The sequence below is a fragment of the Sodalis sp. RH20 genome (assembly GCF_047324205.1).
Classification (GTDB): domain Bacteria; phylum Pseudomonadota; class Gammaproteobacteria; order Enterobacterales; family Enterobacteriaceae; genus Acerihabitans.
This window is the reverse complement of the sequence record NZ_CP178733.1, coordinates 575,147-598,208: the sequence shown is the minus strand read 5'-3', so window position 1 is coordinate 598,208 and position 23,062 is coordinate 575,147. Positions and strand designations below refer to the sequence as shown.

At 63.7% G+C, this 23,062-nt stretch carries 20 protein-coding genes; 2 read left to right on the top strand and 18 right to left on the bottom strand.

Annotation, left to right across the window (positions count from 1 at the left end; genetic code table 11):
• The first annotated feature begins 24 nt into the window (after nt 1-24).
• Complete coding sequence (locus tag ACL2XM_RS02830) at nt 25-1,536, top strand: MFS transporter (RefSeq protein ID WP_410014233.1); 1,512 nt, start codon at nt 25-27, stop codon at nt 1,534-1,536.
• Nucleotides 1,537-1,620: 84 nt separating this feature from the next.
• Here ACL2XM_RS02830 and ACL2XM_RS02825 read toward each other — a convergent pair whose 3' ends face one another.
• Entirely contained in the window at nt 1,621-2,757 is a 1,137-nt protein-coding gene (locus ACL2XM_RS02825; RefSeq protein ID WP_413732263.1) for an epoxide hydrolase family protein, read from the bottom strand.
• Between the two features lie 179 nt (nt 2,758-2,936).
• Here ACL2XM_RS02825 and ACL2XM_RS02820 point away from each other — a divergent pair, with 179 nt between their 5' ends.
• Nucleotides 2,937-3,836 (top strand): LysR family transcriptional regulator, encoded by a 900-nt coding sequence (locus ACL2XM_RS02820; protein ID WP_413732262.1) that lies wholly within the window; start codon nt 2,937-2,939, stop codon nt 3,834-3,836.
• 102 nt (nt 3,837-3,938) lie between these two features.
• Here the strand turns inward: ACL2XM_RS02820 and ACL2XM_RS02815 are convergent, their stop codons facing one another.
• The 17 genes from ACL2XM_RS02815 to nuoN all read right to left on the bottom strand — a co-directional run bounded on the left by ACL2XM_RS02815 (nt 3,939) and on the right by nuoN (nt 23,056).
• Complete coding sequence (locus ACL2XM_RS02815) at nt 3,939-5,222, bottom strand: nicotinamide mononucleotide deamidase-related protein YfaY (protein WP_413732261.1); 1,284 nt, start codon at nt 5,220-5,222, stop codon at nt 3,939-3,941.
• A gap of 64 nt (nt 5,223-5,286) precedes the next feature.
• The gene (gene menE / locus ACL2XM_RS02810; protein ID WP_413732260.1) at nt 5,287-6,684 is read right to left on the bottom strand and encodes an o-succinylbenzoate--CoA ligase; all 1,398 of its coding nucleotides are present in this window, start codon (nt 6,682-6,684) and stop codon (nt 5,287-5,289) included.
• A gap of 37 nt (nt 6,685-6,721) precedes the next feature.
• Nucleotides 6,722-7,741: an o-succinylbenzoate synthase gene (gene menC, locus ACL2XM_RS02805; RefSeq protein WP_413732259.1), complete on the bottom strand. Its 1,020-nt coding sequence runs from the start codon at nt 7,739-7,741 to the stop codon at nt 6,722-6,724.
• Nucleotides 7,741-8,598: a 1,4-dihydroxy-2-naphthoyl-CoA synthase gene (menB, locus tag ACL2XM_RS02800; protein WP_410014227.1), complete on the bottom strand. Its 858-nt coding sequence runs from the start codon at nt 8,596-8,598 to the stop codon at nt 7,741-7,743. Before menB ends, menC begins: the two co-directional genes overlap by 1 nt.
• 11 nt (nt 8,599-8,609) lie before the next feature.
• Nucleotides 8,610-9,551: a 2-succinyl-6-hydroxy-2,4-cyclohexadiene-1-carboxylate synthase gene (gene menH / locus ACL2XM_RS02795; RefSeq protein ID WP_413727949.1), complete on the bottom strand. Its 942-nt coding sequence runs from the start codon at nt 9,549-9,551 to the stop codon at nt 8,610-8,612.
• A complete protein-coding gene (menD, locus tag ACL2XM_RS02790; RefSeq protein WP_413727948.1) occupies nt 9,548-11,251 on the bottom strand; it encodes a 2-succinyl-5-enolpyruvyl-6-hydroxy-3-cyclohexene-1-carboxylic-acid synthase in 1,704 nt (567 codons plus the stop codon). The genes menH and menD overlap by 4 nt, the downstream gene beginning before the upstream one ends.
• A 135-nt stretch (nt 11,252-11,386) precedes the next feature.
• Nucleotides 11,387-12,751: an isochorismate synthase MenF gene (gene menF / locus ACL2XM_RS02785; protein WP_410014224.1), complete on the bottom strand. Its 1,365-nt coding sequence runs from the start codon at nt 12,749-12,751 to the stop codon at nt 11,387-11,389.
• Nucleotides 12,752-12,940: 189 nt separating this feature from the next.
• Entirely contained in the window at nt 12,941-13,261 is a 321-nt protein-coding gene (gene elaB / locus ACL2XM_RS02780) for a stress response protein ElaB (protein ID WP_410014223.1), read from the bottom strand.
• 95 nt (nt 13,262-13,356) lie between these two features.
• Nucleotides 13,357-13,695: a c-type cytochrome gene (locus ACL2XM_RS02775; RefSeq protein WP_410014222.1), complete on the bottom strand. Its 339-nt coding sequence runs from the start codon at nt 13,693-13,695 to the stop codon at nt 13,357-13,359.
• Nucleotides 13,692-14,195, bottom strand: coding sequence for a TlpA family protein disulfide reductase (locus ACL2XM_RS02770; protein WP_410014221.1), 504 nt, complete (start codon nt 14,193-14,195; stop codon nt 13,692-13,694). The genes ACL2XM_RS02775 and ACL2XM_RS02770 overlap by 4 nt, the downstream gene beginning before the upstream one ends.
• Entirely contained in the window at nt 14,173-14,898 is a 726-nt protein-coding gene (locus ACL2XM_RS02765) for an ABC transporter ATP-binding protein (protein WP_413723332.1), read from the bottom strand. The genes ACL2XM_RS02770 and ACL2XM_RS02765 overlap by 23 nt, the downstream gene beginning before the upstream one ends.
• A 2-nt stretch (nt 14,899-14,900) precedes the next feature.
• Nucleotides 14,901-16,013, bottom strand: a complete 1,113-nt coding sequence (locus tag ACL2XM_RS02760; RefSeq protein WP_413723473.1) for an ABC transporter permease — start codon at nt 16,011-16,013, stop codon at nt 14,901-14,903.
• Between the two features lie 67 nt (nt 16,014-16,080).
• Nucleotides 16,081-17,370, bottom strand: coding sequence for an ABC transporter permease (locus tag ACL2XM_RS02755; RefSeq protein WP_413732258.1), 1,290 nt, complete (start codon nt 17,368-17,370; stop codon nt 16,081-16,083).
• Nucleotides 17,371-17,373: 3 nt separating this feature from the next.
• On the bottom strand, nt 17,374-18,771 hold the full coding sequence (locus ACL2XM_RS02750; RefSeq protein ID WP_413732257.1) for a Fe-S-containing protein: 1,398 nt from the start codon (nt 18,769-18,771) through the stop codon (nt 17,374-17,376).
• A gap of 106 nt (nt 18,772-18,877) precedes the next feature.
• Nucleotides 18,878-19,402: an iron transporter gene (locus tag ACL2XM_RS02745; RefSeq protein WP_410014217.1), complete on the bottom strand. Its 525-nt coding sequence runs from the start codon at nt 19,400-19,402 to the stop codon at nt 18,878-18,880.
• A gap of 42 nt (nt 19,403-19,444) precedes the next feature.
• Nucleotides 19,445-21,391, bottom strand: coding sequence for an FTR1 family iron permease (locus ACL2XM_RS02740; protein ID WP_413729738.1), 1,947 nt, complete (start codon nt 21,389-21,391; stop codon nt 19,445-19,447).
• A gap of 207 nt (nt 21,392-21,598) precedes the next feature.
• Nucleotides 21,599-23,056, bottom strand: a complete 1,458-nt coding sequence (nuoN, locus tag ACL2XM_RS02735; RefSeq protein WP_410014215.1) for an NADH-quinone oxidoreductase subunit NuoN — start codon at nt 23,054-23,056, stop codon at nt 21,599-21,601.
• Nucleotides 23,057-23,062: the final 6 nt, after the last annotated feature.

Genomic DNA, 23,062 nt, shown 5'->3' with positions numbered 1-23,062 from the left:
TTCGATTTAATCAATAAGCACGCTATGTCCCTACTCCTGAGTACCGCCCACACCGCGACGCTGGACGCCGATATGGCGCCCGAAGGCGATCCGGTATTTATCAAGAGCGCCGCTGATATCTCCCAGCTGGTCAACGCCGGTACGCAAAAACGCAATCATGCCGGCATCATTATCGGCATTGCGCTGGGCGGCGTGTTCCTCGACGCCTACGATCTGGGGGCGCTGGCCTTTGGGGTCAAGGATATTACCCGCGAGTTTAACCTGACGCCGGCCGGCACCGGCATGGTGGCCTCGGCAATCACCTTCGGCGCTATCGTCGGCGCGTTTTTCGGCGGTTACCTGACCGATAAAATCGGCCGCTACCGGGTGTTTATGGCGGATATGTTCTTTTTTGTCATCGCCGCGCTGGCCTGCGCCTTTGCGCCCAACGAGTGGGTGCTGGCCGGGGCGCGGTTTGTGATGGGGCTGGGGGTCGGCATTGATTTGCCGGTGGCCATGGCCTTCCTGGCGGAGTTTTCCCGTTTGCAGGGACGGGGCAACAAGGCGGCCAGCATCGCCATGTGGTGCCCCACCTGGTATGCCGCCATCAGCGTGTCGTACCTGCTGGTGCTGCTGCTATACGGCGTGCTGCCCGCGGGGTATACCGATTGGCTATGGCGCCTGATATTGGGTTTCGGCGCCGTGCCGGCGCTGTTTATCATCGCCATTCGCAGCAAATATATGAGCGAGTCGCCGGTATGGGCGGCCAATCAGGGCGATCTGGCCGGCGCGGCGCGCATCCTCAGGCGCTCCTACGGCATTAACGCCCGGGTGGCGGCGGACGCCGGCAAGGGCCCGGCCGCCGTACCCGCGCGCCGCGCGCGTTTTCGCAATTACGGCGAACTGCTCAAAGGCATTTACCTTAAGCGCACCGTGCTGGCGACCATTATCGCCGTGGCCTCGTCTTTTGCCTATAACGCCGTGGCGTTCGGCCTGCCGGTGATCATCAGCAGTTTCCTGGCGCAGTCCATGCTGACCACGATTCTGGCGTCGCTGGCGCTGAACCTGCTGTTTGCGTTTGTCGGCGGGCTGATAGCGGTGCGCTGGGTGCCGCGTTTCGGCGCCTGGAACATGACGGTGCTGGGGTATGCCTTCCAGCTGGCGGCGCTTATCGGCCTGGCGCTGATCGGCCGGCCGGCCGACGGGCTGCACGCGGGACTGGCTATCGCCATGCTGGCGCTGTTTTTATTCGGTCAGGGCATCGGCCCCGGTTCGCACAGCATGACCTTCGCGTCGTTAAGTTATCCGACCTCGCTGCGCGGCGTTGGGGTAGGATTTAACCAGACGCTGATGCGCGCCAGCTCCACCGTTTCACTGTTCCTGTTTCCGGTCTTGGCGGCATTGCTGAATACCGGCGTGTTCTGGGTGATTGCCATCGCGCCGCTGGCCGGACTGGCGGCGCTGTTGACGATTCGCTGGGAACCGTCGGGTTATGATGTGGATGCGGAGGATTTTGCCGCCCCGCTCCGCCCCGCCGGGGATACTCAGTCGCGTTAAAACAGGGCCGTTGCCGGCGCCGGCATTGAAGCCCTGGGACGTAAAGGCGCTGCGGCACCCCGGAGACGAAGCCGCCGCGCCTTATCAGCGCGCGGCCAACACCGTGGCGATGAACGCGCGCAGGTCCGCCAACATCAGATCCGGCTGTTCCAGCGCGGCGAAATGGCCGCCCCTCTCCATGTCCGTCCAATGCACGATATTGTAGGTCTTTTCGGCAAACGAGCGTGGCGTCGGCAGAAAGACGGGATCGGGAAACGCCGCGACGCCCATCGGCGCCTGGACGCGGGTTCCGGCCGGGAACCGATCCGCGCCTTCCAGGCGCTTGCCATGGTAAATCCACATTGCCGTGACCGCCGCCGGCGTCGCGATATACAGCATGATATTGGTGAGCAACTCCTCTTCCGAGTATGTGCTCCAGATGTCCGGACCGCCGTCGGCCGTCGTCGGCAGATCCGACCATTTACCGAATTTTTCGAGTATCCAGCCGGCCGCGCCGACCGGGCTGTCGGCCAGCGCGACGCCCAGTGTCTGCGGGCGCGTCTCCTGCTCGTGATTATAGCCCGTCTCCCAATCGAGGATCGCGGCGCGGCGGGAGAACAGATCCTTTTCCTCCGGCGTGGTGGGAACGCTATCCCCGGCGAAGATGCTCACCATATTGATATGGAAACCGAGCAGCGCGTCCGGCCGCGCGTGAGCCAGCCAGCTGGCGATATGCGCCCCCCAATCGCCCCCTTGGACGAAGTAGCGCGCCTGGCCGAACAAGCGCGTCATCAGCCCGTGCATAAGCTCGGCCGACCGGCGCGGCCCGATAACGCCGGTGATGGGGTTCGAGAAGGCAAAGCCTGGGAGCGAGGGAACGATGACATCGTGCCCATCGGCGGCAAGCGGCGCCAGCAGCCGCTCGAACTCCAGATACGAGCCCGGCCAGCCGTGCAGGAGGAGTACGGGGGGCTTGGACCCGTCTCCCTTCACATGGACGAAATGGATATGCTCGCCTTCGACAACCGTCGTGAAATTGGGGAGCTGGTTGATGCGCCGCTCCACCTCGCGCCACTGATAGCTGTCCCGCCAGTAGGCGACGAGCCGTTTGAGGTCGCCGATGCCGACGCCCGCCGACCAACCGCCCGCATCCGCCAGCAAATGCCAGTCATAACCTTCGACTTTCGCCCTGATCGCGGCGAGCCGCTGGTCAGGAATATGTATCTGGTAAGGTGAAACCATAGTCCTCTCCTCATGGGTGCCGTAGATTGCACAGAGATGGGGATAGCGTTGAGCTTCAACCGCAGCGGCCACGGTTAAAAGGCATTGCACTCCCTTATGCAAAGATAGACTCACGCCATGCGGACGTCTATGCTATGAATTTGCTCAATTCTTTTGCGTAAAACGCACAGGTGGTATTTATGGCCCTGGCCGGCGATCTGGAAATCTTCGTGCTCGTCGCGGAGGAAGGCGGTTTTTCGGCGGCGGGACGCCGGCTGAAGGTGGCGCCGTCTTCAATCGCGCGGGTCATCGACCGCATCGAAGCACGGCTTGGCGTTCGCCTGCTGCTGCGAACCACGCGCTCGCTGATACTCACGCCCGAGGGCATGACTTATCTGGCGTCTGCCCGGCGCATCATCGCGGATCTGAAGGAAACCGAGCAGTCCATTGCGAATCAGAGTTCCCCCAGGGGGCGTCTGCGGATTTGTCTGTCGCTGCAGTATGGAAAAATGTTCGTCGTACCGCTTCTTCGCGCGTTCATGCAGCAATACCCCGGCATCCTGCTGGAAATCATTGCCACCGACGCCGTCGTGGACATCGCCGCGGGCCAGGCGGACATTGCAGTGCGGCTGGGGCCGCTGCCCGACGGACTGCTTACCGCCCGCCGGCTTGGCGTCACCCATAAGGTCATCGTGGCGTCTCCGGACTATCTCGCACGTCGCGGCACGCCGGCGGTTCCGGAGGATCTCTACCATCACGATTGTATTGGCTTCAACTTCAAACGCGCCGCGCCAACGTGGCCGTTTCGCAAAGACGGCCGCGATTATTCATTGCCGATCACGGGCTGCGTGGAAACGAATAATGGCGATACGGAAGGCCAACTGGCCCTCGAAGGGATCGGGATCGCGCGTGTTTGCGCCGAGACGGTGGCAGACGCCATCCAGGCAGGCAGGCTCGTGCCTATCCTCGACGCGTTCAATCCCGGCGATGGTGAGGAGGTGCATGCGGTATTCGTGGGCGGAGCGCACACACCGGCCCGGGTGCGTTGCTTCGTCGATTACCTCGTTGGGCGGCTGTGCGCATCGCCTGCGCAACCGTGATTACAGCCACGCCTTGACGGGGGAGAGCAGCCGGGGTGTGCCTGGTCCGACGTTAACGCCAGACCGGAGGCCCGCCGTGATGCCGATTACCGCCCGCGGCGCTTACGCCAGGGTTGCGGCGATGCGTATCCAGCCGTGCTCGCCGTAGACCGGCCAGCCGTTCAGCCAACGTCTGAGCATATTCAGCGCCATCAGCGACACCATTTCCTGGCGGGTTTTCAGGCCGTGGCGCTGTATGCTGACGGCGAACACCACCGTTTGGGCGTAATCGCCGTCCGGCGTGTGCAGCGCCAGGCTCAGGCTGTCCTGCGCCATATCGCCGACCACCAGCGCAAGCTGCGTGCCGTGACGCGCCGCCAGCCCTTGCGCCTGCCGGGCCAGCTTTCGCAAAGGCGACTGGGCGTCGTGGGCCGGGAAGGCATCCGCCGCGCTTAGGTGCCCGGAGAAGGTGTCGCCATCGGCAGTACCGGCGATCTCAGGGCCGGGGGCCTCCAGCCATTCGCCGCCCTTTACCGGCATGCCCGCGCTCTGGCATTGCCAGGTCAGCAGTCCGGCGGTAAAACGTTCGCCGATGGCCAGGGTCAGCGGACGCTGATGCAGACGTTGCGCCAGCTGGGTCGGCAGATCGTCGGTACCTTCAAAAATAGCGCTTTCACCGGCCACCGCGCGCACTTTTTGCCAGGCCAGTTCCATGGCGTCGCGCTCATGGGCCGGGCCGGTCAGTTTTAATTCGATAATCGGCATTGAGGATCGGTAGCCCAGCACCACCTCTTCCGGCAGCGTCATGTCGTCAAGCTGGCTCGCCAGCTCGCTTTCCGCACGGCCGAAGGTGGTGAGACGCAGGCACAGCGGCGGATCCGGCAGATCGAAACGTTCGCGCAGGCGCGGCACGATTTGCTGCTCGACCATCACCTTGAACTCCGACGGCACGCCGGGAGTAAAAAACATCAGGCAGCGGTTAAGCTGCAGGGCAAAACCGCAGGCGGTGCCCACCGGATTATCGATCATCTCGGCATTGGCGGGAATTTGCGCCTGCTTGCGGTTGCTCGGCGCCATCACCCGGCCGCGTTCGGCGAAAAAGGCTTCGATTTTCGCCAGCCATTCGGGATGTTCGATCAGTTCCTCGCCGGTGGCGGTGGCGGCGGCCAGCGCGCTGAGATCGTCGCTGGTCGGCCCCAGGCCGCCGTTGACGATCATGATATCGGCGCGCAGGCTGCGCTCGGTCAGCGCCGCCACCAAGGCGGAGAGGTTGTCGCCTACGGTCATGCGCGCGCTCATCGGCAGCCCCTGCTCAAACAAATAGTTCGCCAGCCAGGCCGCATTGGTATCGAGAATCTGTCCATGCAGCACTTCGTCGCCGGTGCACAGCATTTCTACCCTAAGCATGCTTCTCTCCTCTCATCTTTATACCGCCACTTTAGAAAGCCGGACCGACAAACACAACCTTTCTTTAGGGATTTAACGCGAATTGCGCCTGCGCCAGCCGGGTAAGCTGGCTGCGCGGGATTTTTATGCCGCCGGCGTCCAGCTTGTCCGGCAGCACCTGGCGCAGGGCAAGATAGGCGATCGGGCGCTGCCACGGCGCCAGCTGCGGCTCCAGCCAGGCGCGCAGCTCGGGAAAAGGCGCATCGGCCTCCAGCACCGCCACCGGCCGCTGGCCGTACTCACCGTCGTCCACCGGCACCACAAACGACTGGCGCACAGCGGGATGGGCGGCCAGGATGCGTTCGATATCCTCCGGCTGCACCCCTTCGCCGCCGCAAAAAAAGACATTATCCAGCCGGCCGCTGATATGCAGTTCGCCGTCGACAAACCGGCCGCCGTCGCGGGTATGAAACCAGCCGTCGTCATCGGCCAGCTTCAGCAACCGGCCCTGCTGCCAGTAACCCGCGGCCATGCTGCTGCCGCGCAGCCACACTTCACCGTCCACCAGCCGCAGTTCGCGGCCGTCCAGGGGCGAACCGACGCCGCCCGAGGCATCGGCGCGCTTGGCGCAGACGGTGGAGGCAAACTCCGTCAGGCCGTAGCCGCACCAGCAGCGCACGCCGAGCGCTTCCGCCCGGCGGGTCAGGTCAAGGGGGATCATCGCGCCGCCCAGCAGCACATCCTGCAGGCTAAGCCGCGCGGGGTCACCCTGCAGCAGACGCCACAGCTGCGTCGGCACCAGCGAGGCGTGGGTGCATCCGGCCAGCGCCCGTTCCAGCGTCTGGTCCCGGGCCAGCGCCAGCGTGGCGCCCACCGCCAGCCAGCGCCAGACAATGCCTTGCCCGGAAACATGGCACAGCGGCAGCGACAACAGCCAGCGATGGCGGTTCTGGAAGGCCATCAGCCGCGTGACGCCCCGGGCGCTGGCCAGGTGCGCGGCGTAGGTATGGGCCGCCGCCTTGGGCAGGCCGCTGGAACCGGAAGTCAGCGTCAGGGTCGCCAGCCGGTTAACCTGCCAGGACACCAGCGGCGCGGCGGCGACGGCGGAGTCGGCGTCGATTATCGTTAACGGCGCGATGGTCCCGGGCCAGGGCAGGCCGCGCGCGCACCAGCCGAAATCCATATTCAGCGTCGGCAGGCGCTGCGCCAGCAGTTCGGCCGGCAACAGGGGATTCAGGGGAAGAACCCGCGCGCCGCATTGCAGCGCGGCCAGATACGCCAGCAGCAGATCCAGGCTGTTTTTACCGCGCAACGCCACTCCGCAGCCCACCGTGACGCCCGCCCGCTGCCAGGCGGCGGCCATCTGGTCGACGCGCATCACCAGGTTGCGCCAGCTCCAGTCGGCGTCGTCGGCGCGCAGCGCAATACTGTGCGGCGTCTGCTGCGCCCAATGGTGCCAGGGCCAGGTAGCGAAAGTCATCATGATTGCATCTTCATAGTAAGCCGGTCCGGAGATTGCCTTAAAGGCGGCGGGCCGTCGGCTCCAGTCGTGTTTGAGAGAGTTGCCCGGCGGTGCATAACGGCAGCGGGCTGCCGGACCAGGGACGGATCAGCTGCGAACGCATCAGCGTAAGGGTATCCAGGCCGGGCTGGATACCCGGCGTCAGCCAGGCGGCCAGGCGCGAAAGCTGCGTCAGGCCCAGGCTGGACTCGATGGCCGAACTGATAACCGCCGTCAGTCCCTCCCGGTGCGCCTGGGCAACCAACGCGCGACAGCGCGCCAGGCTGCCGGTGAGCGTGGGTTTGATGACCGCCGCCGCCACGCCCTGCTGGGCGCGGAGTTGAAAATCCGGCTCGCGCAGGCTTTCATCCCAGGCAATGGCGATGCCGGTATCGCGGGCAAAGGCCAGCGATTGCGCCGGCGTGGCGCAGGGTTCTTCCAGAAAATCGATACGCGCGATAAGGGAGGGGTCCAGATAGCGGGCAAAGCCGGCGGCCTTGGCCGGGGTCCAGCTGCGGTTGGCGTCCAGCCGCACATGCAGATCCGGCACCGCTTCCAGCAGCAGGTTGACCATGACGGCGTCGCGGATCGCTTCATACATGCCGACCTTGATCTTGGCAATCTTCCTGCCGGGCAACGCCGCGAGCATCGGTATCAGCCTATCGGGATCGCCGGTGCACAGCGGCACGGTCTGATAAGGCGCCGCTTCAGGCAGTTCACCCGCCAGTTCGGCCAGGGCCATGCTGATGCCGAACGCCACCGACGGCGCCGCGGGGCCGGAAGCCAACGCCAGACCGCCGCCGTCCGCCGCCGCGTCCTCGCCGTCGACCCAGCGCCGCAGCAGCTCCAGCGCCGACGCCTCCGCCTCGATCAGCGTTTCGCGGCTGAATCCGGGCAGCGGCGCGATTTCCCCCAGGCCATCACGGCCGTCGCACTCCAGCCGCACCACCAGGCCGTCACGGCTTTTCAGGCGCTGGTTGCGCAGCACCACGCCGGCTTCCATCGGCAGGCTGTAGCGGTAGATCGTTGCGCTGCGCATCAGGGGTTCCGCTTGAATTTGCTGAAGTCGGGCTGGCGTTTCTCAACGAACGCATTGCGCCCTTCCTGCCCTTCCTCCGTCATGTAAAACAGCATGGTGGCGTTGCCTGCCAGCTCCTGCAGCCCCGCCTGGCCGTCACAGTCCGCATTCAGCGCGGCCTTCAGGCAGCGCAGCGCCATCGGACTGTTCTGCAGCATTTCCCGGCACCAGCGTACGGTTTCCTTCTCCAGGTCGGCCAGCGGCACAACGGTATTGACCAGCCCCATGTCCAGCGCCTGCCGCGCATCGTACTGCCGGCAAAGGAACCAGATTTCCCGGGCTTTTTTCTGGCCGACGATGCGCGCCATATAGGCCGCGCCCCAGCCGCCGTCGAAGGAGCCGACTTTAGGCCCGGTCTGGCCGAATACCGCATTGTCCGCCGCCAGGGTCAGGTCGCACATCATGTGCAGCACATGGCCGCCGCCGATGGCGAAACCCGCCACCATCGCCACCACCGGTTTCGGGCAGGTGCGGATCTGGCGCTGGAAGTCCAGCACGTTAAGATGATGCACGCCGCTGTCGTCCTTATAACCGCCGTAGTCGCCGCGCACCTTCTGGTCGCCGCCGGAACAGAACGCCTTATCCCCTTCGCCGGTAAGAATAATCACGCCGATGCCTTCGTCGTAACGGGCGTCGGCCATGGCCTGGATCATTTCTTTGACCGTCAGCGGCCGGAACGCATTACGTACCTGGGGCCGGTTGATGGTAATCCGGGCGATGCCGTCGGCGGACTTATGATAGCGGATATCCTCGAAATCGCCGCTGCAATCGCGCCAATCGATAGGGGCGTACCACTGGTCTTCGCTGGGTTTAAGCATAAAACATTCCTTTAATGAAACGGAGCTAGCAGGGTGAGCAGTTGGCCGGCAAAAGCCGGCGGGTTGGCCCGGTGGGCATTGTGGCCGGCGCCGGGCACCGGGACCAGGGGCAATGCCGCCCCACGGGCCAGGGCGGTAAATTTGCCGTCGTGTTCGCCGCACAGGTAACCGAACGGCAGGTCCAGCGCGCGCAACCGCGCCGCCAGATCGGGCTGCCGCGCCAGCGAGGTGGCCAGGAGCATGGCGGCGACAGCCGCGCCGTCATTGGCGGCGCGCAACGCGACCAGCTGCCGGCGCGCGTCGTCGGACAAATCGCCGAACACCGGCTGGCGGTACCAGTCGGCCAGTACCGCGGTTATCGGCTGCCGGCTGAAGCGCCGTGCCCACAGGCCGTCGTGGCGCAGACGGTCCGCGCGCTCCCGCCGGTGCGCCAGGCCGGGATGGGCGCCTTCGACAAACAGTCCGCACAGCCCCTCTTGACCGTTCGCGCCGGCGGCGCCGGGGATATTACCCGCGCCACACCGTCCCCGGCAGGCATGGTAGAGCGCAATGCGCCCGCCCAGGGAATAACCGATAAGAATATAGCGGGTGATGCCCAGCGCGGCCAGCGTATGCGCAAGCCCGGCGGACACCGCGGCAAAGTCCAGCCCGGCCGTCTGTCGCGGGGCGCCGCCATCAGCCGCCTGCTCGCGGTGAAGCGCGCACGCCGGCGCACGGGCAGCGCCCGCATCGGGCCCATGCCCCGGCAGGTTGAGCGTCGCCAGGGACCAGTCGCTGAAATAAGGCAGTACCGGCGACCAGTCGTCGCCGCTGCCCAGCAGGCCGTGCAGCCAGACCAGCCACGGCCGGCCGGGATCGCCCCGGCGCAGGCGGCTTACCGTCCAGCCGGCGCCCTTCCCCGGCCCGACGGGAATGCCGATTGCCGCAGGCGGCAGCGGAGCATGGCGGTTCATGGCCTGGCCATCCCGGCCACCAATTGGCGAAAAACATCCGCGCCCTCCCGGGGCGGCACCGCCAGCTCCAGCAGCGTGGCCGCCCCGCCCCCAGGCCGGCGCCAGGCGCGCTGAACGCAGTCGCGCAGTTCAGCGGCGTTCCCGGGCCGCAGGTAATCCAACCCGAACAGCGCCGCCGCGTGGCGAAACTCCACCTGCTGCGGCATCACGTAAAAACGCTCGCGCACCGCTTCCGGCGTCGGCAATAACGAAAAAATCTGGCCGCCGTTATTATTGATGACCACGATCACCACCGGCGCCGTGGTATGACGAAACAGCGCCAGGGCATTCAGGTCGTAAAGCGCCGATAGATCGCCCACCAGCGCAAGCAGCGGCCGGTCGCTGGCGCGCTGTACGCCGGCGGCGGTGGCCAGCAGGCCGTCGATGCCGCTGGCCCCACGGTTACCATATACCGGGTAACCCGCCGGCAGTTGGGCCAGCGCATCCACCAGCCGTATCGTCAGGCTGTTGCCCAGAAACAGCGCGCCGCCCGCGGGCAGCAGATCGTTAAGATGGCAGGCCAGCTGGGCTTCGCCCAGGCCGTCGGCAAGCGCCGCCCGGATGCGATCCCGCGCCAGCGCGGCGAATCCGGCCAGTTCAGGGGCCCAGGGAGCCTGCGTGCGCGCGGGATGATCGCCAAGCCACGCGCCGATGGGCGCACTGATGCGCCGCCCCCGGTGATGGGCCGGATCGAGGCGGCCCGGCAGCGGGTCGACCAGCCAGTACTCCGCCGGGCGGCACTGCTCCTGCCATTGCAGCAGCCGTTTACCGGTCAGGCTGCCGCCGAACTGGATCACCAACTCAGCCTGATCCAGCACCCGACGCGCCTCGGGATGGGCCAGCCAGAGATCGGCATAAGGCAGCGGCTGGCCGGTCTGCGACAGCACATCGCCAATCAGCGGCCAGCCGAGCGCGGCCGCCCATGCCGCCAGGCGCGCTCCCTGTTCGCAGGGGATGCGCCCGGCAATCACCACCCCTTTACGCGTGCGCCACTGCGCCCAGTCCGGCGCGGCGGCGGGCGCGACGGGCAGCGGAAGCGCCAGCCAGGGGCCGGCGTCCTGCCACCAGTCGCCGAGCGCGCGCGACCAGGCGTCGTCGCCGTTTTCGTCTGGGCCATAGAGCGGTTCAGCGAACGGGCAGTTAATATGCACCGCGCCCGGCGCCGGGTCCGCCAGCGCCCGATCCAGGGTGGAAACCAGCCAGCGCGCAGGGATATCCGGCGTCGGGCGCGGCAGATCCACGCGCTGGACGGCAAAACCGGCAAACAGTCCCGGCTGGCGGATAGCCTGGTTGGCGCCGCAGTCGATAAGCTCCGGCGGCCGATCGGCGGTCAGCATAATCAGCTTTTCCCCGGTCAGGCTGGCTTCGATCACCGCCGGGTACAGATTGGCCGCCGCGGTGCCGGACGTAACGATCACCGCCACCGGCCCGCGCGCCGCCTTGGCCAGGCCGAGGGCCAGATGCCCCAGCCCGCGCTCGTCGAAATGGGTATGGCACAGGATGGACGGATGTTCCGCCGCCGCCAGGGTCAGGGGGGTGGAGCGTGAGCCGGGCGCGATACAGATATGCCCTACCCCATGGCGGGTGAGGGTTTCCAGCAGCACCCTGGCCCAGCGCCGGTTAAATTGTGAAGACATGTCTGGCAAAACGGATGTAGTCATGGAACCTTCTGTCAGTGCGCGTCTGAACCCATGCGTGATCGGCGGATAACCCCGGCGGCGCGGATGCCGATCAATAACGGCTCCGGCATTATATTTTGTTTCAGCCGCGGGATGTTGATATAGAACCGGATTCCCTTAATTCGGCGCGACGGCTTGGTCGCCGGTAAACAGGGTCCTGAGCCCGGCGGCCTTGTTGTTCACTTCCTGCCATTCCCGATCCGCATCCGATCCCTCGACAATGCCTGCCCCGGCATAAAGCCAGAGCGACTCCCGCTCCATCAGCGCGCAGCGCAGGGTCACGCAAAATTCCGTCTGCGCATCCGAGAGATAGCCGGCCGAGCCCGCATACCATTGCCGGTCGAACGGCTCGTGGCGGGCGATAAAGGCGCGGGCGACGTCGCGCGGCAACCCCGCCACCGCGGCGGTGGGCTGCAGCATGGCCAGACAGCGGACATCATCGCGGCAGTCCAGGCGCGCAGTAATGGCGCGGCGCAAATGCTGCACGGTGCGCAGCCGCACGATCTCCGGCGGCATGACGTCGAGCGTCACCGCCGCCTCCTGCAGCCGCTGGCAAATATCGTCGACCACCAGCAGGTTTTCCCGCTGGTTTTTATCATCGTTCATCAGCCAGCGCGCCAGTTGCCCGGCATTGGCCGTGGGGCTCCGGGTAGCCACCGTGCCGGCCAGCGCCTCGGTATCCAGCATTTCCTGGCGCCGCAGGTAAAGCCGCTCGGGACTGGAGCCCAAAAACGCCCGCTGCGCCGACCAGGCCAGCATATAGTGATAGCAATCGAGATTGACCCGACGGCTGGCCGCCATCAGGGCGTGAGGGTCGAGGTGGCCTTTAAAGCCGAGCCGGGTGCGGCGGGCCAACACCACCTTGGTTAATCCGCCCTGGCCAAAGGCGGCCAGGGCCTGGGAGACCATCATTCGCCAACGGGCGTGTTCCGGCTCGTGCACCTCTTCGCGCAGCTGCGCCGACCAGGGCGCCAGGGGTGCTGCGGGCGCGGCCTGCTGCAGCCAGGCCAGGCACCGCCTGGCGTCGTCGCGCAGGGAAACATCGCTTGCCAGGTTCAGCACCAGCCGGTGTGACGACCCGTCGCGCTCCCAGGTCAGGCGCGGCAAAAACAGGCAGCTTTCCGGCTCGCCGCCGCGGCCGGCGCCGTTGTCATCATCGCCGGCGTCGTTATCGTCTTCACCGCCGAAGGCATTGATGCCCCACAGGCGCAGCGCAGGCCAGGCCGTGCTATGGGCCGCCATAAAGTCCCGCGCCTTGCTCAGGCGATCGAAGATGCGCAGGCCGCCGCCTGCCGCCGCTTCCTGCGCGCCGTCGCGATGCTGCCAGTAGAATTGGGGATACAGCGGGGTGGCATGCAGCCAGTCAAGCATCGGCACATGGCTGCCGGGAGTCCAGGGAAGCGCAATCTGATACAGGCCGGGCCCAGCGGAGATGCCGGCATCAATATGCTGTTGCAGCGCCGAGTTGAGTAACGTCAGCATAGAGACCCCTACCCCAAGACCTAATTAAGAGTATGGATTATACGGTTTACGGAAGCAAAAACGAAAGATTAGCGCCATTAAGTATGATGAATGGCGTAATAAATAGCATGACTTGTTCATTCCCGCCGGCGCGGCGGCGGAAAATACCGGCTGGTGAGCGCGCCAGCCGGATAACTTGGCACAGAAACCTTAGCGACGGGCCAGCAGCAGCCCGAACACCAGGCCGACGGACGCCCCGATACCGACACCGTGCCAGGGATTTTCCTGCACATAGTCATCGGCGCGGTAAACCGCCTGTTTGGCCCGGTAATAGTAATTATCGGACGCATGGCTGATGCGTTTTTTAACTTCTTCCAGCGCCGCTTCGGCACGGGTTTTTAGCTCAACATATTTTTGATCCGCCTTGTCGCCGGAATAGGCCAGCACTTCCTCCAGCGTCTCGGACAGCAACTGCACGTCATCATCAACATGAGTTTCATGCGGTTGGATGGGATCTGTCGGGGTTACCATAATTGTTCTCCGTGTTCTGATGAAAGACCGTCACTCTAACTATAGTCATAAATTGCGCGTCCTGGCGAACAATTACGGGCAGATCATTCTTAAAATCAATTCGCTACCGCCGGCTTCGCGGCCGATGCCTGCGGATCGAGGGAGCGGATATAATCCGCCAGTCCCTGGATATCGCCATCGCTCAGCGCCGCCTTGGCCCGCTGCTCCGCGCCGCTGGTGGCAATCTTGCCGTCCCGGCGGTCGGTGAGCGCGCTTACCAGCTGTTCGCGGCTTAAGGTTATCAGCGGCGGCGCTTTGCCGAACGCCGCCCGGTCGGCCTTGCGGCCATGACAATCGGCGCAGCCCTGGGCATATTTTTGCGCCCCGTCCGCGGCGTCCGCCAGCGCCGTACCGCTGACGCAGAGTAATAACATGCCCAGCATAAGCTTCTTCATGATTTATCCCGTTGTGCATTTTGGAACATCGCGACGAGTGCCGGCTCGCCCTGCAAACCCTGATGCGCCTCCAGCACGGTGCCCCCGGCGCTAAGCAGGTAGGACGTCGGCGTGCCGATCACCTGGTAACGCTCCCTGGTGATGCCCAGCTGATCGCGCACCACCGGATAATGGATCTGCAGCGCGGCCAGGAAAGGCGCGATATCGGTCTGCTGCGGATCGGTGTTCACCGCCACCACCACCAGCCGATCGCCGTAGACGTCGGTGAGCTTTTGCAGCAGTTTCATATCCGCCGCGCAGCCGCCGCAGTCGGAGGACCAAAACGTCAGGTACACCGGCTTGCCGCGCCATTGATCGAGCGCCGCCGGCTGGCCGTTGAGATCGAACGCCGCCAGTTTCGGCGCCGGCGCGCCGATGGCCACCTGCTGCTCTTTGCATCCCGCCAGGGCGGCAAGCAGGGCCAGCGCGCAAAACAACCTAACCACGGGATGCCAGCTCATGATGATTTCGCTCCTCGCCCAGGAATTTACCGTGCTGCAAACGGATGATACGATCGGCGAAACGGCCCAGTTCGGGGTTATGGGTGACCATAACGATGGTGCGGCCCTGGCGATGCAGATCGGTCAGCAGGTCCAGCACCCGTTGTTCATTTTCCTCATCCAGGTTGCCGGTCGGCTCGTCGGCGAAGATCACCGGCGGCTCGTTGACCAGCGCCCGGGCGATACACACGCGCTGCTGCTCCCCGCCGGAAAGCTGGCTGGGCAGATGGCCGACGCGTTCGCCCAGGCCGACCCGGTCGAGCACGGCGCGGGCGGCGCCTTCATCCACCACGCTATGATAATGCTGCGCGAGCATGACGTTTTCCAGCGCGGTCAGGAACGGGATCAGGTGGAATTGCTGGAATACCAGGCCGATTTTGTCGGCGCGGAAATTACGCCGCCCCTCCTCGTCCAGCGCGGCGGCGTCGACGCCGTCCAGCAACACCTGGCCTTCGCTCACGGTATCCAGGCACGTGAGGATATTCATCAGGGTGGTCTTGCCGGAGCCGGAAGCGCCCATAAAGGCCACGAACTCCCCGCGGCGGATGCGGATGTTGATATCATCCAGCGCCGTGACCTTGCCGAAGCGTTTATACAGGCCGCGGGTCTCAATCACATATTCCGCCGCGGGCTGCGGCTGTATCAACCGGATAGGTGATGCCATGGTTATTCTCCTTTCAGGACCAGCGCCGGTTCGACATGCAGCGCACGCCGTACCGGCACGATGGCCGCCACCGCCGCCACCAGCAGGGATAACGCCAGCGTCAGTGGAAAAACAGGGGCGCGCAGGGCAATGGCGGCGTTAAACACCGCATGTCCCAGCACCTGCGCCAGTATAAAGCCGAACACGCTGCCCACCAGCACCGCCGCCAGGGCGATGATGCCGGTTTCCGCCAGCATTTGCCGGCTGATATCCGCGGCGCTGGCGCCCAGCGCCTTTTGCAGGGCAAACTCGCGCGAGCGCTCGCCGACGATGGCCATCAGGGTGGTATTGACGCACAGCGACGACAAAATCAAGATCACCGCCGACACCAGTCCCATCAGCCCTTTGATCTTATCCAGCACCTGGCCTTCGGAGGCGGAAACCTTGAGGATCGGCCGCACGTCCAGGTCGGGATACTGCTGCTGCAAGCGGGCGGCAAAGGCGTCCACCTGACCGATATCGTTATTGACGCTCAGCATGGCGTTACTGATGGCGCCGGGCTGATGCAGCCATTTCTGCGCCAGCTCCAGGTTGACGATCAGCATATTATCGGTGGCGTCCCCGGCTTCGACCACGCCCTTGATAATCAGGCTCTGGCGCTGCTGGCCGTCAACCAGGGTTACCCGATCGCCGACCTTCAGGTGCAGGCGATCGGCCAGTTTCACGCCGATCATCGCATGCCGGTCGTCAAAGCTGACGCCAATCCAGTCGCCCTTGACCTGCCAATAAGGCACCAGCTGTTGCAGCGACTCGAACCAGACGCCCATCACCACCACTTTTTCCAGTTCAGTGCGGGCCATACCGTACAAATACGGGCTGGACGCATTGATAAGCCCCTTGGGCGCCTGATCCAGAATCGGCTGCAGTGTGGCCGCCGGCAGGCTGTTGCCATGGCCGGGACCAAGATAAAAATTGGCGCCGAAGGTGCGCAGCTCCTGGCTCATCTTGGCGTTGATATCAAAATAGACCGAGGCCATGGCGGTCACGATGGCCGCGCCCACCGTCAGGGCGGCGAACACCACCGCCACCCGTTGCAGCCGTAGCCGCAGCGCCCGCACCACCAGCAGCCAGAACATATTGTTCATCAGTCCCGACGGACGTTTGGCGCGCCGTCCGCCCCGGCCCGGCGCCGCGGCCACGATGTTAATTGCCATACAGCACCTCCACCGGATACAGTTTGGCGATGCGCCGTGCCGGGAACCAGGTGCCGATCACGGCAATCAGGATGGCGATCACCAGCACGCTCGGCACCACAATCCAGGCAAAACTGAGCGGCACGCCGAACAGCATCAGGCCGATGGCTTTCGCAAGTCCCCAGCCGGCAACGCAGCCCAGCAATCCGCCCAGGGCGCCGCTCATTACCGCTTCCAGGTAAAACAGCAGCATAATTTGCCACTGGCGGGCGCCGAGGGCCTTCATCAGGCCAATCTCCCGCCCGCGCTCCATAATGGTGCTGGTCATCAGCGAGGCGATGCCCATGGCCGATGCCGCCAGCGCCGCCAGGGTGACCACCGCCAGCAGCAGCTGGATTTTTTCAATCACCACGCCTTCGGATGCCGCCACCTGCCAGATAGGATGCACCACCGATCCGGAAATCGCCTCTTCCAGCTGATGGGAAATCGACGACACAAAAGCGGTGCAATACCACAGATCGTATTCTTCCGCCGTCAGTCCGTCGAGATTATCCCTGGCCCGGCGGGAAAGATCGTTTTCCGGCACCGTCAGCGCCGAGACCCGTATCGCCTGCACTTTGCCGGGCAGGCCGAGCAGTTGCTGCACCGTGGCCAGGGGCATCACCAGACGGCCTTCCTCATCGCCGCCGCTGGCGAGCACGCCGCTGATGCGCACGCTGGCCCGGCCGTGCGGGCCGTCCAGCGTCACTACGTCGCCGGGCCGCCAGCCATGGCGCTGCGCCAGCTGCTTGCCCGCCAGCGCTTCGGGCGGCTGCTCCCGCGTTACCGGTTCATGGGGATATTGACCGGTAACCCGCCAATAGGGGCTGATGATTTGCTGCCCGGTATGAAAATCCGTTTCATCGGGCACATTCACCGGCTGCGAGAAAAAGGTGCCCAGCACCGGCACCGGCGCGCCGTTGACCAGCACTTCGCCGCCAAGCAGCGGCGCAAAGCCGATGATATTGTTGCGCCAGAAGATATCCTTGATATTGGGCAATTCGGACTCGTCGATCAGATCCTGCCCCGACAGGGGAGCGCCCCGCTCGCCAAACAGCGCGGGCAGCGCCGCCTGGCCCGCCGGTTCAATCAGGATATTGGCGCCATAGGATTTCAGCTCGCGCGCCATCTTGTCGCCGATATCGATGGAGACCGCCAGCAGCGCCGAAATCAACCCGGCGGCCAGGAACACCGTTAATACCGCCAGGGACTTGCGCCGGATATTCCTGCACCAGGACTGCCGTAACATACGCCACAACATAAGCTACTCGCCCTCCGCTTCGTCGCTGCCGGCGGCGGTGGCCGGCACGAACTGCGCCGGCTGCGCGCGGAAACGATTGTAAGTGTCTTCACTGGCAAAAAAGTACATTTTGCCGCCGTAACTGTATTTATGGGAGGCGCTGACATTGGTCAGTTTGCTGCCGTCCACCGGATCGGTCACCTGCAGGGTGAGCACGGTGGTAAAATAGTTGACCCCCGCCACCAGCGCCGCTTTGCCGATGGTCAGCTCATGGTCGTCGTTGCGCCAGTTGTCAATGGGTATGGGATTGCAGCCGCCCGCCTTGCCGATGGAGGGGATAAAAATATGCACTCCGCAGGCCACGCACACCACCTGGTTGCCTTCCATCACATACCCCTGGTCGCCGCACAGCAGGCAGGCGTCGAACACCACGCCGAGGCGCAGGCGATCGGGATAACGGTTAATCACCAGGAAACGCACCGCCTTGCCGTCCTCGGCCACCCAAACGAAACGATGCAGCTTGCCGTCGCGCACCTGTTCGAGTGGAATATGCACCTGGCCGTCGGCGCCCAGGGTCACGGGCACCGCTTCCGACAGGCGCGGCGGCTGCGAGGCCACCAAATCCCAATACAGCTGCGCGGCCACCACCACCATCAGCGCGGCCAGCAGCGTTGCGGCGGTACGCCGGGCATTGCGATAGCGCGCGATGGCCTTGCGGCGCGCGATAGGCTCCACCTGGTGGCGATATCCGCCGCGCAGGCGCAGCAGCGGCGCAATAAAGCCCGCCAGCAGCGCCGCCATCAGCAAGGCGCTGATATAGTTGAGCCAGGGGTTGCTGTTGGTGACGTTGGACACAAAACTCAGCCGCGGCTTGGTCAGCCCGAGGACGTCCAGTTTCATCAACAGTAGCGTCGCCTGGCCGCACAACGGCAGCAACAACAGCAGCGCCAGCGCCAGCAGCAGCGGCCAGCGCCACGCCGGCAGGCGCTTCACCAGCATCGCCGTCAGCACCGCGCACAGCGCCAGTAACGCGACGGCCAGTACCACCGCGCTCAGATTAAGTAATAAATCGGTGTTGATGACGCCCGTGGGCGTCAACGCGCTTAAATTGGGATCGTTGCTCCAGTGCAGCGCCGCGCCGGCCACCAGCAGGCCTTGCCAGCAGTAGCCCACCCTGGCGGAAACGGAAAATTGGCAGGCCAGGAACACTACCAGCCCCGCCAGTTGCAAGAAAACCAGCGTGAGCTGCACCGATTGGCCGCCGGGCAGGCGCACGCCCGCCAGGGTACCGGCCGCCAGCGCCAGCAGGTTGACCCATACCAGCGCGCGCACCGATGGCGCGGGGCGGTTAGCCCAGTTTAATCCGCATAGCAGTGTCACCGGCAGGAAAGCTTGCAAGGCGGTAACAAAAAAATAATTCATGACGACGACTCAGAACCGGAAACACTTCGTCATGCAGCGCTCCGGCAGGCCGCTGCGACAAGAGCCAATACCGCCACGGCCGCCAGGCAGCCGTGGCGCGGCGGATTTATTTCAGGCCGATATATTTAAAATCGTAGCTGACGTCGAATGGCTTCCACCAGCGGCCCACGCCGGTTTCAGCGTCGGTATGGCGATGAAGGCCGGCTTTTGACGGCGGTTCGATATGGAAGGTCACTTTGTAGTTGCCCACGCCCATCATTTTCACATTCTGGCCGTAATGCGGACCGTCGCTGGCGACCATCGGCATAAAGGTGCCTTCCTGTTTGTCGCCGGAATCGGTGTTGACCAGCGTGTAGCTGATGGTCAGGTACGGCATCCATTCGCCGGCGCCGAAACCGTTTTTGTTTCCTTCCACCGCGTGGATATCGGCTTCTAGATGAACATCGGCCTTGGCTGCGGGTAAACCCATGCCGCGCGGTTCCATATCGATAGGCTGTAAATAGACCGCAGCAATCTGCATTTCATTCATGGTGACGGTTTCACCCGCCGGATGCTCGGCCGCAAACACGGCCGGGGCGCAGGTCATACCGGCAACGGCCATCACGGCCGCCAGGCTGTTATTCATCTTCATCAACTCTCATTCCTCAGTCATCAAAAAAATTGCTTTGTGCGCTCACACAGTTTCTTGTTTTGGTATCAGGGTACCGGAGCGCCGGCGCATCACCCAGAGGGCGACCAGCGCGGCCAGTACTAAAACGACCTGAGGCGCCAGGGTCTCCAGATAGGGATAAATCCCCAACCAGCTTATTTCAGGTATGCCCTTTAATAACGTGGGTTCGAATAATTTACCTTCAATTAACTCCAGTACCCCTTTACCGGCAAAAACAAAGGCCATCAAATACATAAATGTACCGGTAAACATAAAGAACGGCTTCAGCGGCAGTTTCACCACCGTATACCGCATCAGCAGGTACGCCATCACCAGGATGACGCAGCCGATCAGGAAACCGCCCAGGATGGCGAATTGCCCGGCCATATTGCCGGCGTCCCCCACCAGGGCGTAATAAAACAGTACCGTCTCCGCGCCTTCGCGATACACCGCCAGGAAGCTGGTAAACCACAGGCCCGCCAGGGAGCCGGTGGTCAGGGACAGCGTCAGCTTGCCTTCCAGATAGGCCTGCCAGTGCCGGGCCTCCACTTTGGACAGCAGCCAGTAGCTCATAAAGAACAGCGTCACCACGGCGACCATCATGGTGACGCCTTCGAGCAGTTCGCGGTTGGCGCCGGAGTTGGCGAACAGCCATTGGAACAGCGCGGCGGTGACCACGCTCGCCAGCAGGGCAACCCAAACCGATTGCCGGATCAGCGGCAGCTTATCCTGATGCTTATTCTTGACCAGGTAGGCCACGATGGCGGCGACGATCAACAATGCCTCCATGCCTTCGCGCACGATGATAAGCAGGCTGTACACCAGCAATGTCCACTGGCTTTCGCCGCCCTCGCCCAGCATTTCCACCGCTTTGGTGAGATTTTGCGCGAGCGCGTCGGCCTGTTCCTGGATCTGGGCGACCGACTGGCCGGCTTTCATTAGACTGACCAGGCGGGTGAAATAGCCTTCCAGCGTCGATTTAAACGCCGCGTCGCGCGAACCGATTTTGTTCTCCATGCCGGTGGCTTCGAAGCGGTCGAAATACGCGTCCTGTATCGCCATCATGCCGGCTTTGGCCTGTCCGCCGCGATATTGGGCGATGGCGGCGGCTACCGCGGCGTTGATGTCGTCGCCGACCTGCCGCCAGTTGGCGTCGGGCTGGGCGTCGCCGCCCGCCGCGGCGCTGGCCGGGGCGTTGGCTGCGGGCGCGGTCACCGGCTGGTCGGGACGGGTGGTGGGCAGGCCCGGCAGCAGGTCTTCCAGATCCTGCAATAGCTGGGTGACGCCGTAGGACAGGTCATTCATCTGATCGGGTTTTGCGGCCAGGGCGATCAGGGCGATAAATTCCTGGTTGATGGCGGCCGCCTGCTGGGCGGAGCGGTTATTGCGCACCGACATTTCCATTTCCGAATTCTTATAGCCCTGAAAATGCGCCTGCTGCACGCGCTGGCTCGCGGCGGCATATTGTCCCGCCTGGTATTGCGTCAGGGCGTCGGCCAGCAGATCGTCGATGGTTTTAAAGCTTTGCTGCCAGTACAGGGCGATTTGCGTATTGCTATAGGCGTCATGCTGGCCCGCGGCCACCAGCTGATGGCCGCCGGACAATGCCGGCAGCACGCCGGTCAATTCATTTTTCAAGCCGTTGATTTTATCTTGCACTTCCGCCAGCGGCTTGCCCTCGCCGATCAGACGGCGGATCTCGCCGAACTGGCTTTCCATTTGATAGCTTTTCTGCGCGGAAATATTGATGCGGATCGGCCCCTCGAGATTTTCGAATACCTCGAAATAGGCCATTTGCACCTCGCGGCGCGCGGCGTCGTTCTGCTGCTGCTGATACAGCCGCGCGGTGGTGTCCAGCCGTCCCTGGATATCAGTGACCCACGTCTGGTAATCATCGGCCGCCCAGGCGGATGATATGCCCAGGAACAGGACAGCGCTGCAGAGAAGGTATTTTAAAACGGAAGTGAACATCGAGCCAACGCCAAACGTCAATGAGAGTTATTTTCATTATCACCGAATGGCATTAAGAAACAATGACGGGGGTCAATAAAGCATTTTTTAACGAGAACTATTTCGTTTATTCAGTCAGACGCGTTTACGGCCGGGTCGGGCAACGGCCATGGCGACCGCCGCCCCGCGCGGCCCTCCCGCCGCGGTAACCGGGAGGGGAAAAACGTGTTACATCAACGGCTGCGCCAGTCTCACCAGGGAGATCAGCGGCTGCGGGAAGATACCCAGCAGCAACACCAGCACGGAGGAGATCAGCACCACCACCCCGCCGGCGGTGAGCGCCCAGTTGCTCGGCGTATCCCGGCGCAATCTTTCCGGCGGGCTGAGATACAGGCTGACCATCACGCGCAGGTAATAGTACAGGCCGATAGCGCTGCCGAGCACCACGGTGCCGGTCAGCCACCACAGGTGCGCGCCGACGCCGGCCGCCATGATATAGAATTTACCGATAAAACCCAGGGTCATCGGGATGCCGGCCAGCGACAGCATCATCACCGTCATTACCGCCGATAAAATCGGTTTGTGCCAGAACAGGCCGCGATAGGAGAACAGCGAGTCGGCATCCGGACCGCTGTAGGGGCTGGACATCAGGCTGACCACGCCGAAGGCGCCCAGGCTGCTGAACAGGTAGCCGGCCAGGTAAACGCCCACCGCCTCCATGGCCAGCTGATGGGCCTGTACCGCAATCAGACCCACCGTCAGATAGCCCAGATGGGCAATGGAGGAATACCCCAGCAGGCGCTTGATATTGGTCTGGCCGATGGCCATCAGGTTGCCGAACATAATGGAGCAGAAGGCGATAATGGCCAGCGCCAGGCGCAGCGCGTCGCTATTCACCACCGGCGTATAGAGGAACAGGCGCATCAGCACGGCGAAAATCGCCACCTTGCTGGCGGTGGCCAGGAAGGTGGACACCGGCGCGGGCGCGCCCTGGTACACATCCGGCGTCCACAGGTGGAACGGCACCAGCGACAGCTTAAAGCCCAGGCCGACAATCATCATGCCCAGCCCCGCCAGCAACAGCGGCTGGTGCAGCATGGCGTCGTCCAGACGCTGTCCCAGCGCGCCAAAACCCAGGGCGCCGGTGTCGGCATAGACCAGCGCCATGCCGAACAGCAGGAACGACGAGGCGGCGGCGGACAACAGGGTGTATTTCAGGCTGGCTTCCAGCGAGCGCTTTTGCCGGTAGGCATACCCTATCAGGCCGAACAGCGGCAGGGAAATGAGCTCGATACCCAGGAACATCGAGGCCAGATGATTGGCGCCGGCCAGCAGGATGCCGCCCATGGCGGCAATCAGCACCAGCAGGTAAAACTCATCGCGGTTGCCGGGGTAGCCCGCAAGCCACGGATAGGCGAAGGTGCTGGTGGCCAGGCTCGCCGCCAGGACCAGCGCGGTATAGAACATCGAATAGCCGTCGGCGCGGATAAGCGGCGTCACATCCATCGGGCCGGCCTGGCCGACAAAAAACAGCGACAGTAAAGCCAGGTTCAGACCGATAACGGTCAGGGTGGCATTGACAAAGTGGTTGCGTCGCCACGCAATGCACAGCATCACAACCACCACCGTCAATCCGACGATCAACAGCGGTAACAGTGCGATCAGTTGTTGAGGAGTTATTGTCATGGCGAA

Coding starts and splice junctions, on each gene's coding strand:
- ACL2XM_RS02830 (WP_410014233.1), top strand. CDS start 25: ATGTCCCTACTCCTGAGTACCGCCCACACCGCGACGCTGGACGCCGAT.
- ACL2XM_RS02825 (WP_413732263.1), bottom strand. CDS start 2,757: ATGGTTTCACCTTACCAGATACATATTCCTGACCAGCGGCTCGCCGCG.
- ACL2XM_RS02820 (WP_413732262.1), top strand. CDS start 2,937: ATGGCCCTGGCCGGCGATCTGGAAATCTTCGTGCTCGTCGCGGAGGAA.
- ACL2XM_RS02815 (WP_413732261.1), bottom strand. CDS start 5,222: ATGCTTAGGGTAGAAATGCTGTGCACCGGCGACGAAGTGCTGCATGGA.
- menE (WP_413732260.1), bottom strand. CDS start 6,684: ATGATGACTTTCGCTACCTGGCCCTGGCACCATTGGGCGCAGCAGACG.
- menC (WP_413732259.1), bottom strand. CDS start 7,741: ATGCGCAGCGCAACGATCTACCGCTACAGCCTGCCGATGGAAGCCGGC.
- menB (WP_410014227.1), bottom strand. CDS start 8,598: ATGCTTAAACCCAGCGAAGACCAGTGGTACGCCCCTATCGATTGGCGC.
- menH (WP_413727949.1), bottom strand. CDS start 9,551: ATGAACCGCCATGCTCCGCTGCCGCCTGCGGCAATCGGCATTCCCGTC.
- menD (WP_413727948.1), bottom strand. CDS start 11,251: ATGACTACATCCGTTTTGCCAGACATGTCTTCACAATTTAACCGGCGC.
- menF (WP_410014224.1), bottom strand. CDS start 12,751: ATGCTGACGTTACTCAACTCGGCGCTGCAACAGCATATTGATGCCGGC.
- elaB (WP_410014223.1), bottom strand. CDS start 13,261: ATGGTAACCCCGACAGATCCCATCCAACCGCATGAAACTCATGTTGAT.
- ACL2XM_RS02775 (WP_410014222.1), bottom strand. CDS start 13,695: ATGAAGAAGCTTATGCTGGGCATGTTATTACTCTGCGTCAGCGGTACG.
- ACL2XM_RS02770 (WP_410014221.1), bottom strand. CDS start 14,195: ATGAGCTGGCATCCCGTGGTTAGGTTGTTTTGCGCGCTGGCCCTGCTT.
- ACL2XM_RS02765 (WP_413723332.1), bottom strand. CDS start 14,898: ATGGCATCACCTATCCGGTTGATACAGCCGCAGCCCGCGGCGGAATAT.
- ACL2XM_RS02760 (WP_413723473.1), bottom strand. CDS start 16,013: ATGTTCTGGCTGCTGGTGGTGCGGGCGCTGCGGCTACGGCTGCAACGG.
- ACL2XM_RS02755 (WP_413732258.1), bottom strand. CDS start 17,370: ATGTTGTGGCGTATGTTACGGCAGTCCTGGTGCAGGAATATCCGGCGC.
- ACL2XM_RS02750 (WP_413732257.1), bottom strand. CDS start 18,771: ATGAATTATTTTTTTGTTACCGCCTTGCAAGCTTTCCTGCCGGTGACA.
- ACL2XM_RS02745 (WP_410014217.1), bottom strand. CDS start 19,402: ATGAAGATGAATAACAGCCTGGCGGCCGTGATGGCCGTTGCCGGTATG.
- ACL2XM_RS02740 (WP_413729738.1), bottom strand. CDS start 21,391: ATGTTCACTTCCGTTTTAAAATACCTTCTCTGCAGCGCTGTCCTGTTC.
- nuoN (WP_410014215.1), bottom strand. CDS start 23,056: ATGACAATAACTCCTCAACAACTGATCGCACTGTTACCGCTGTTGATC.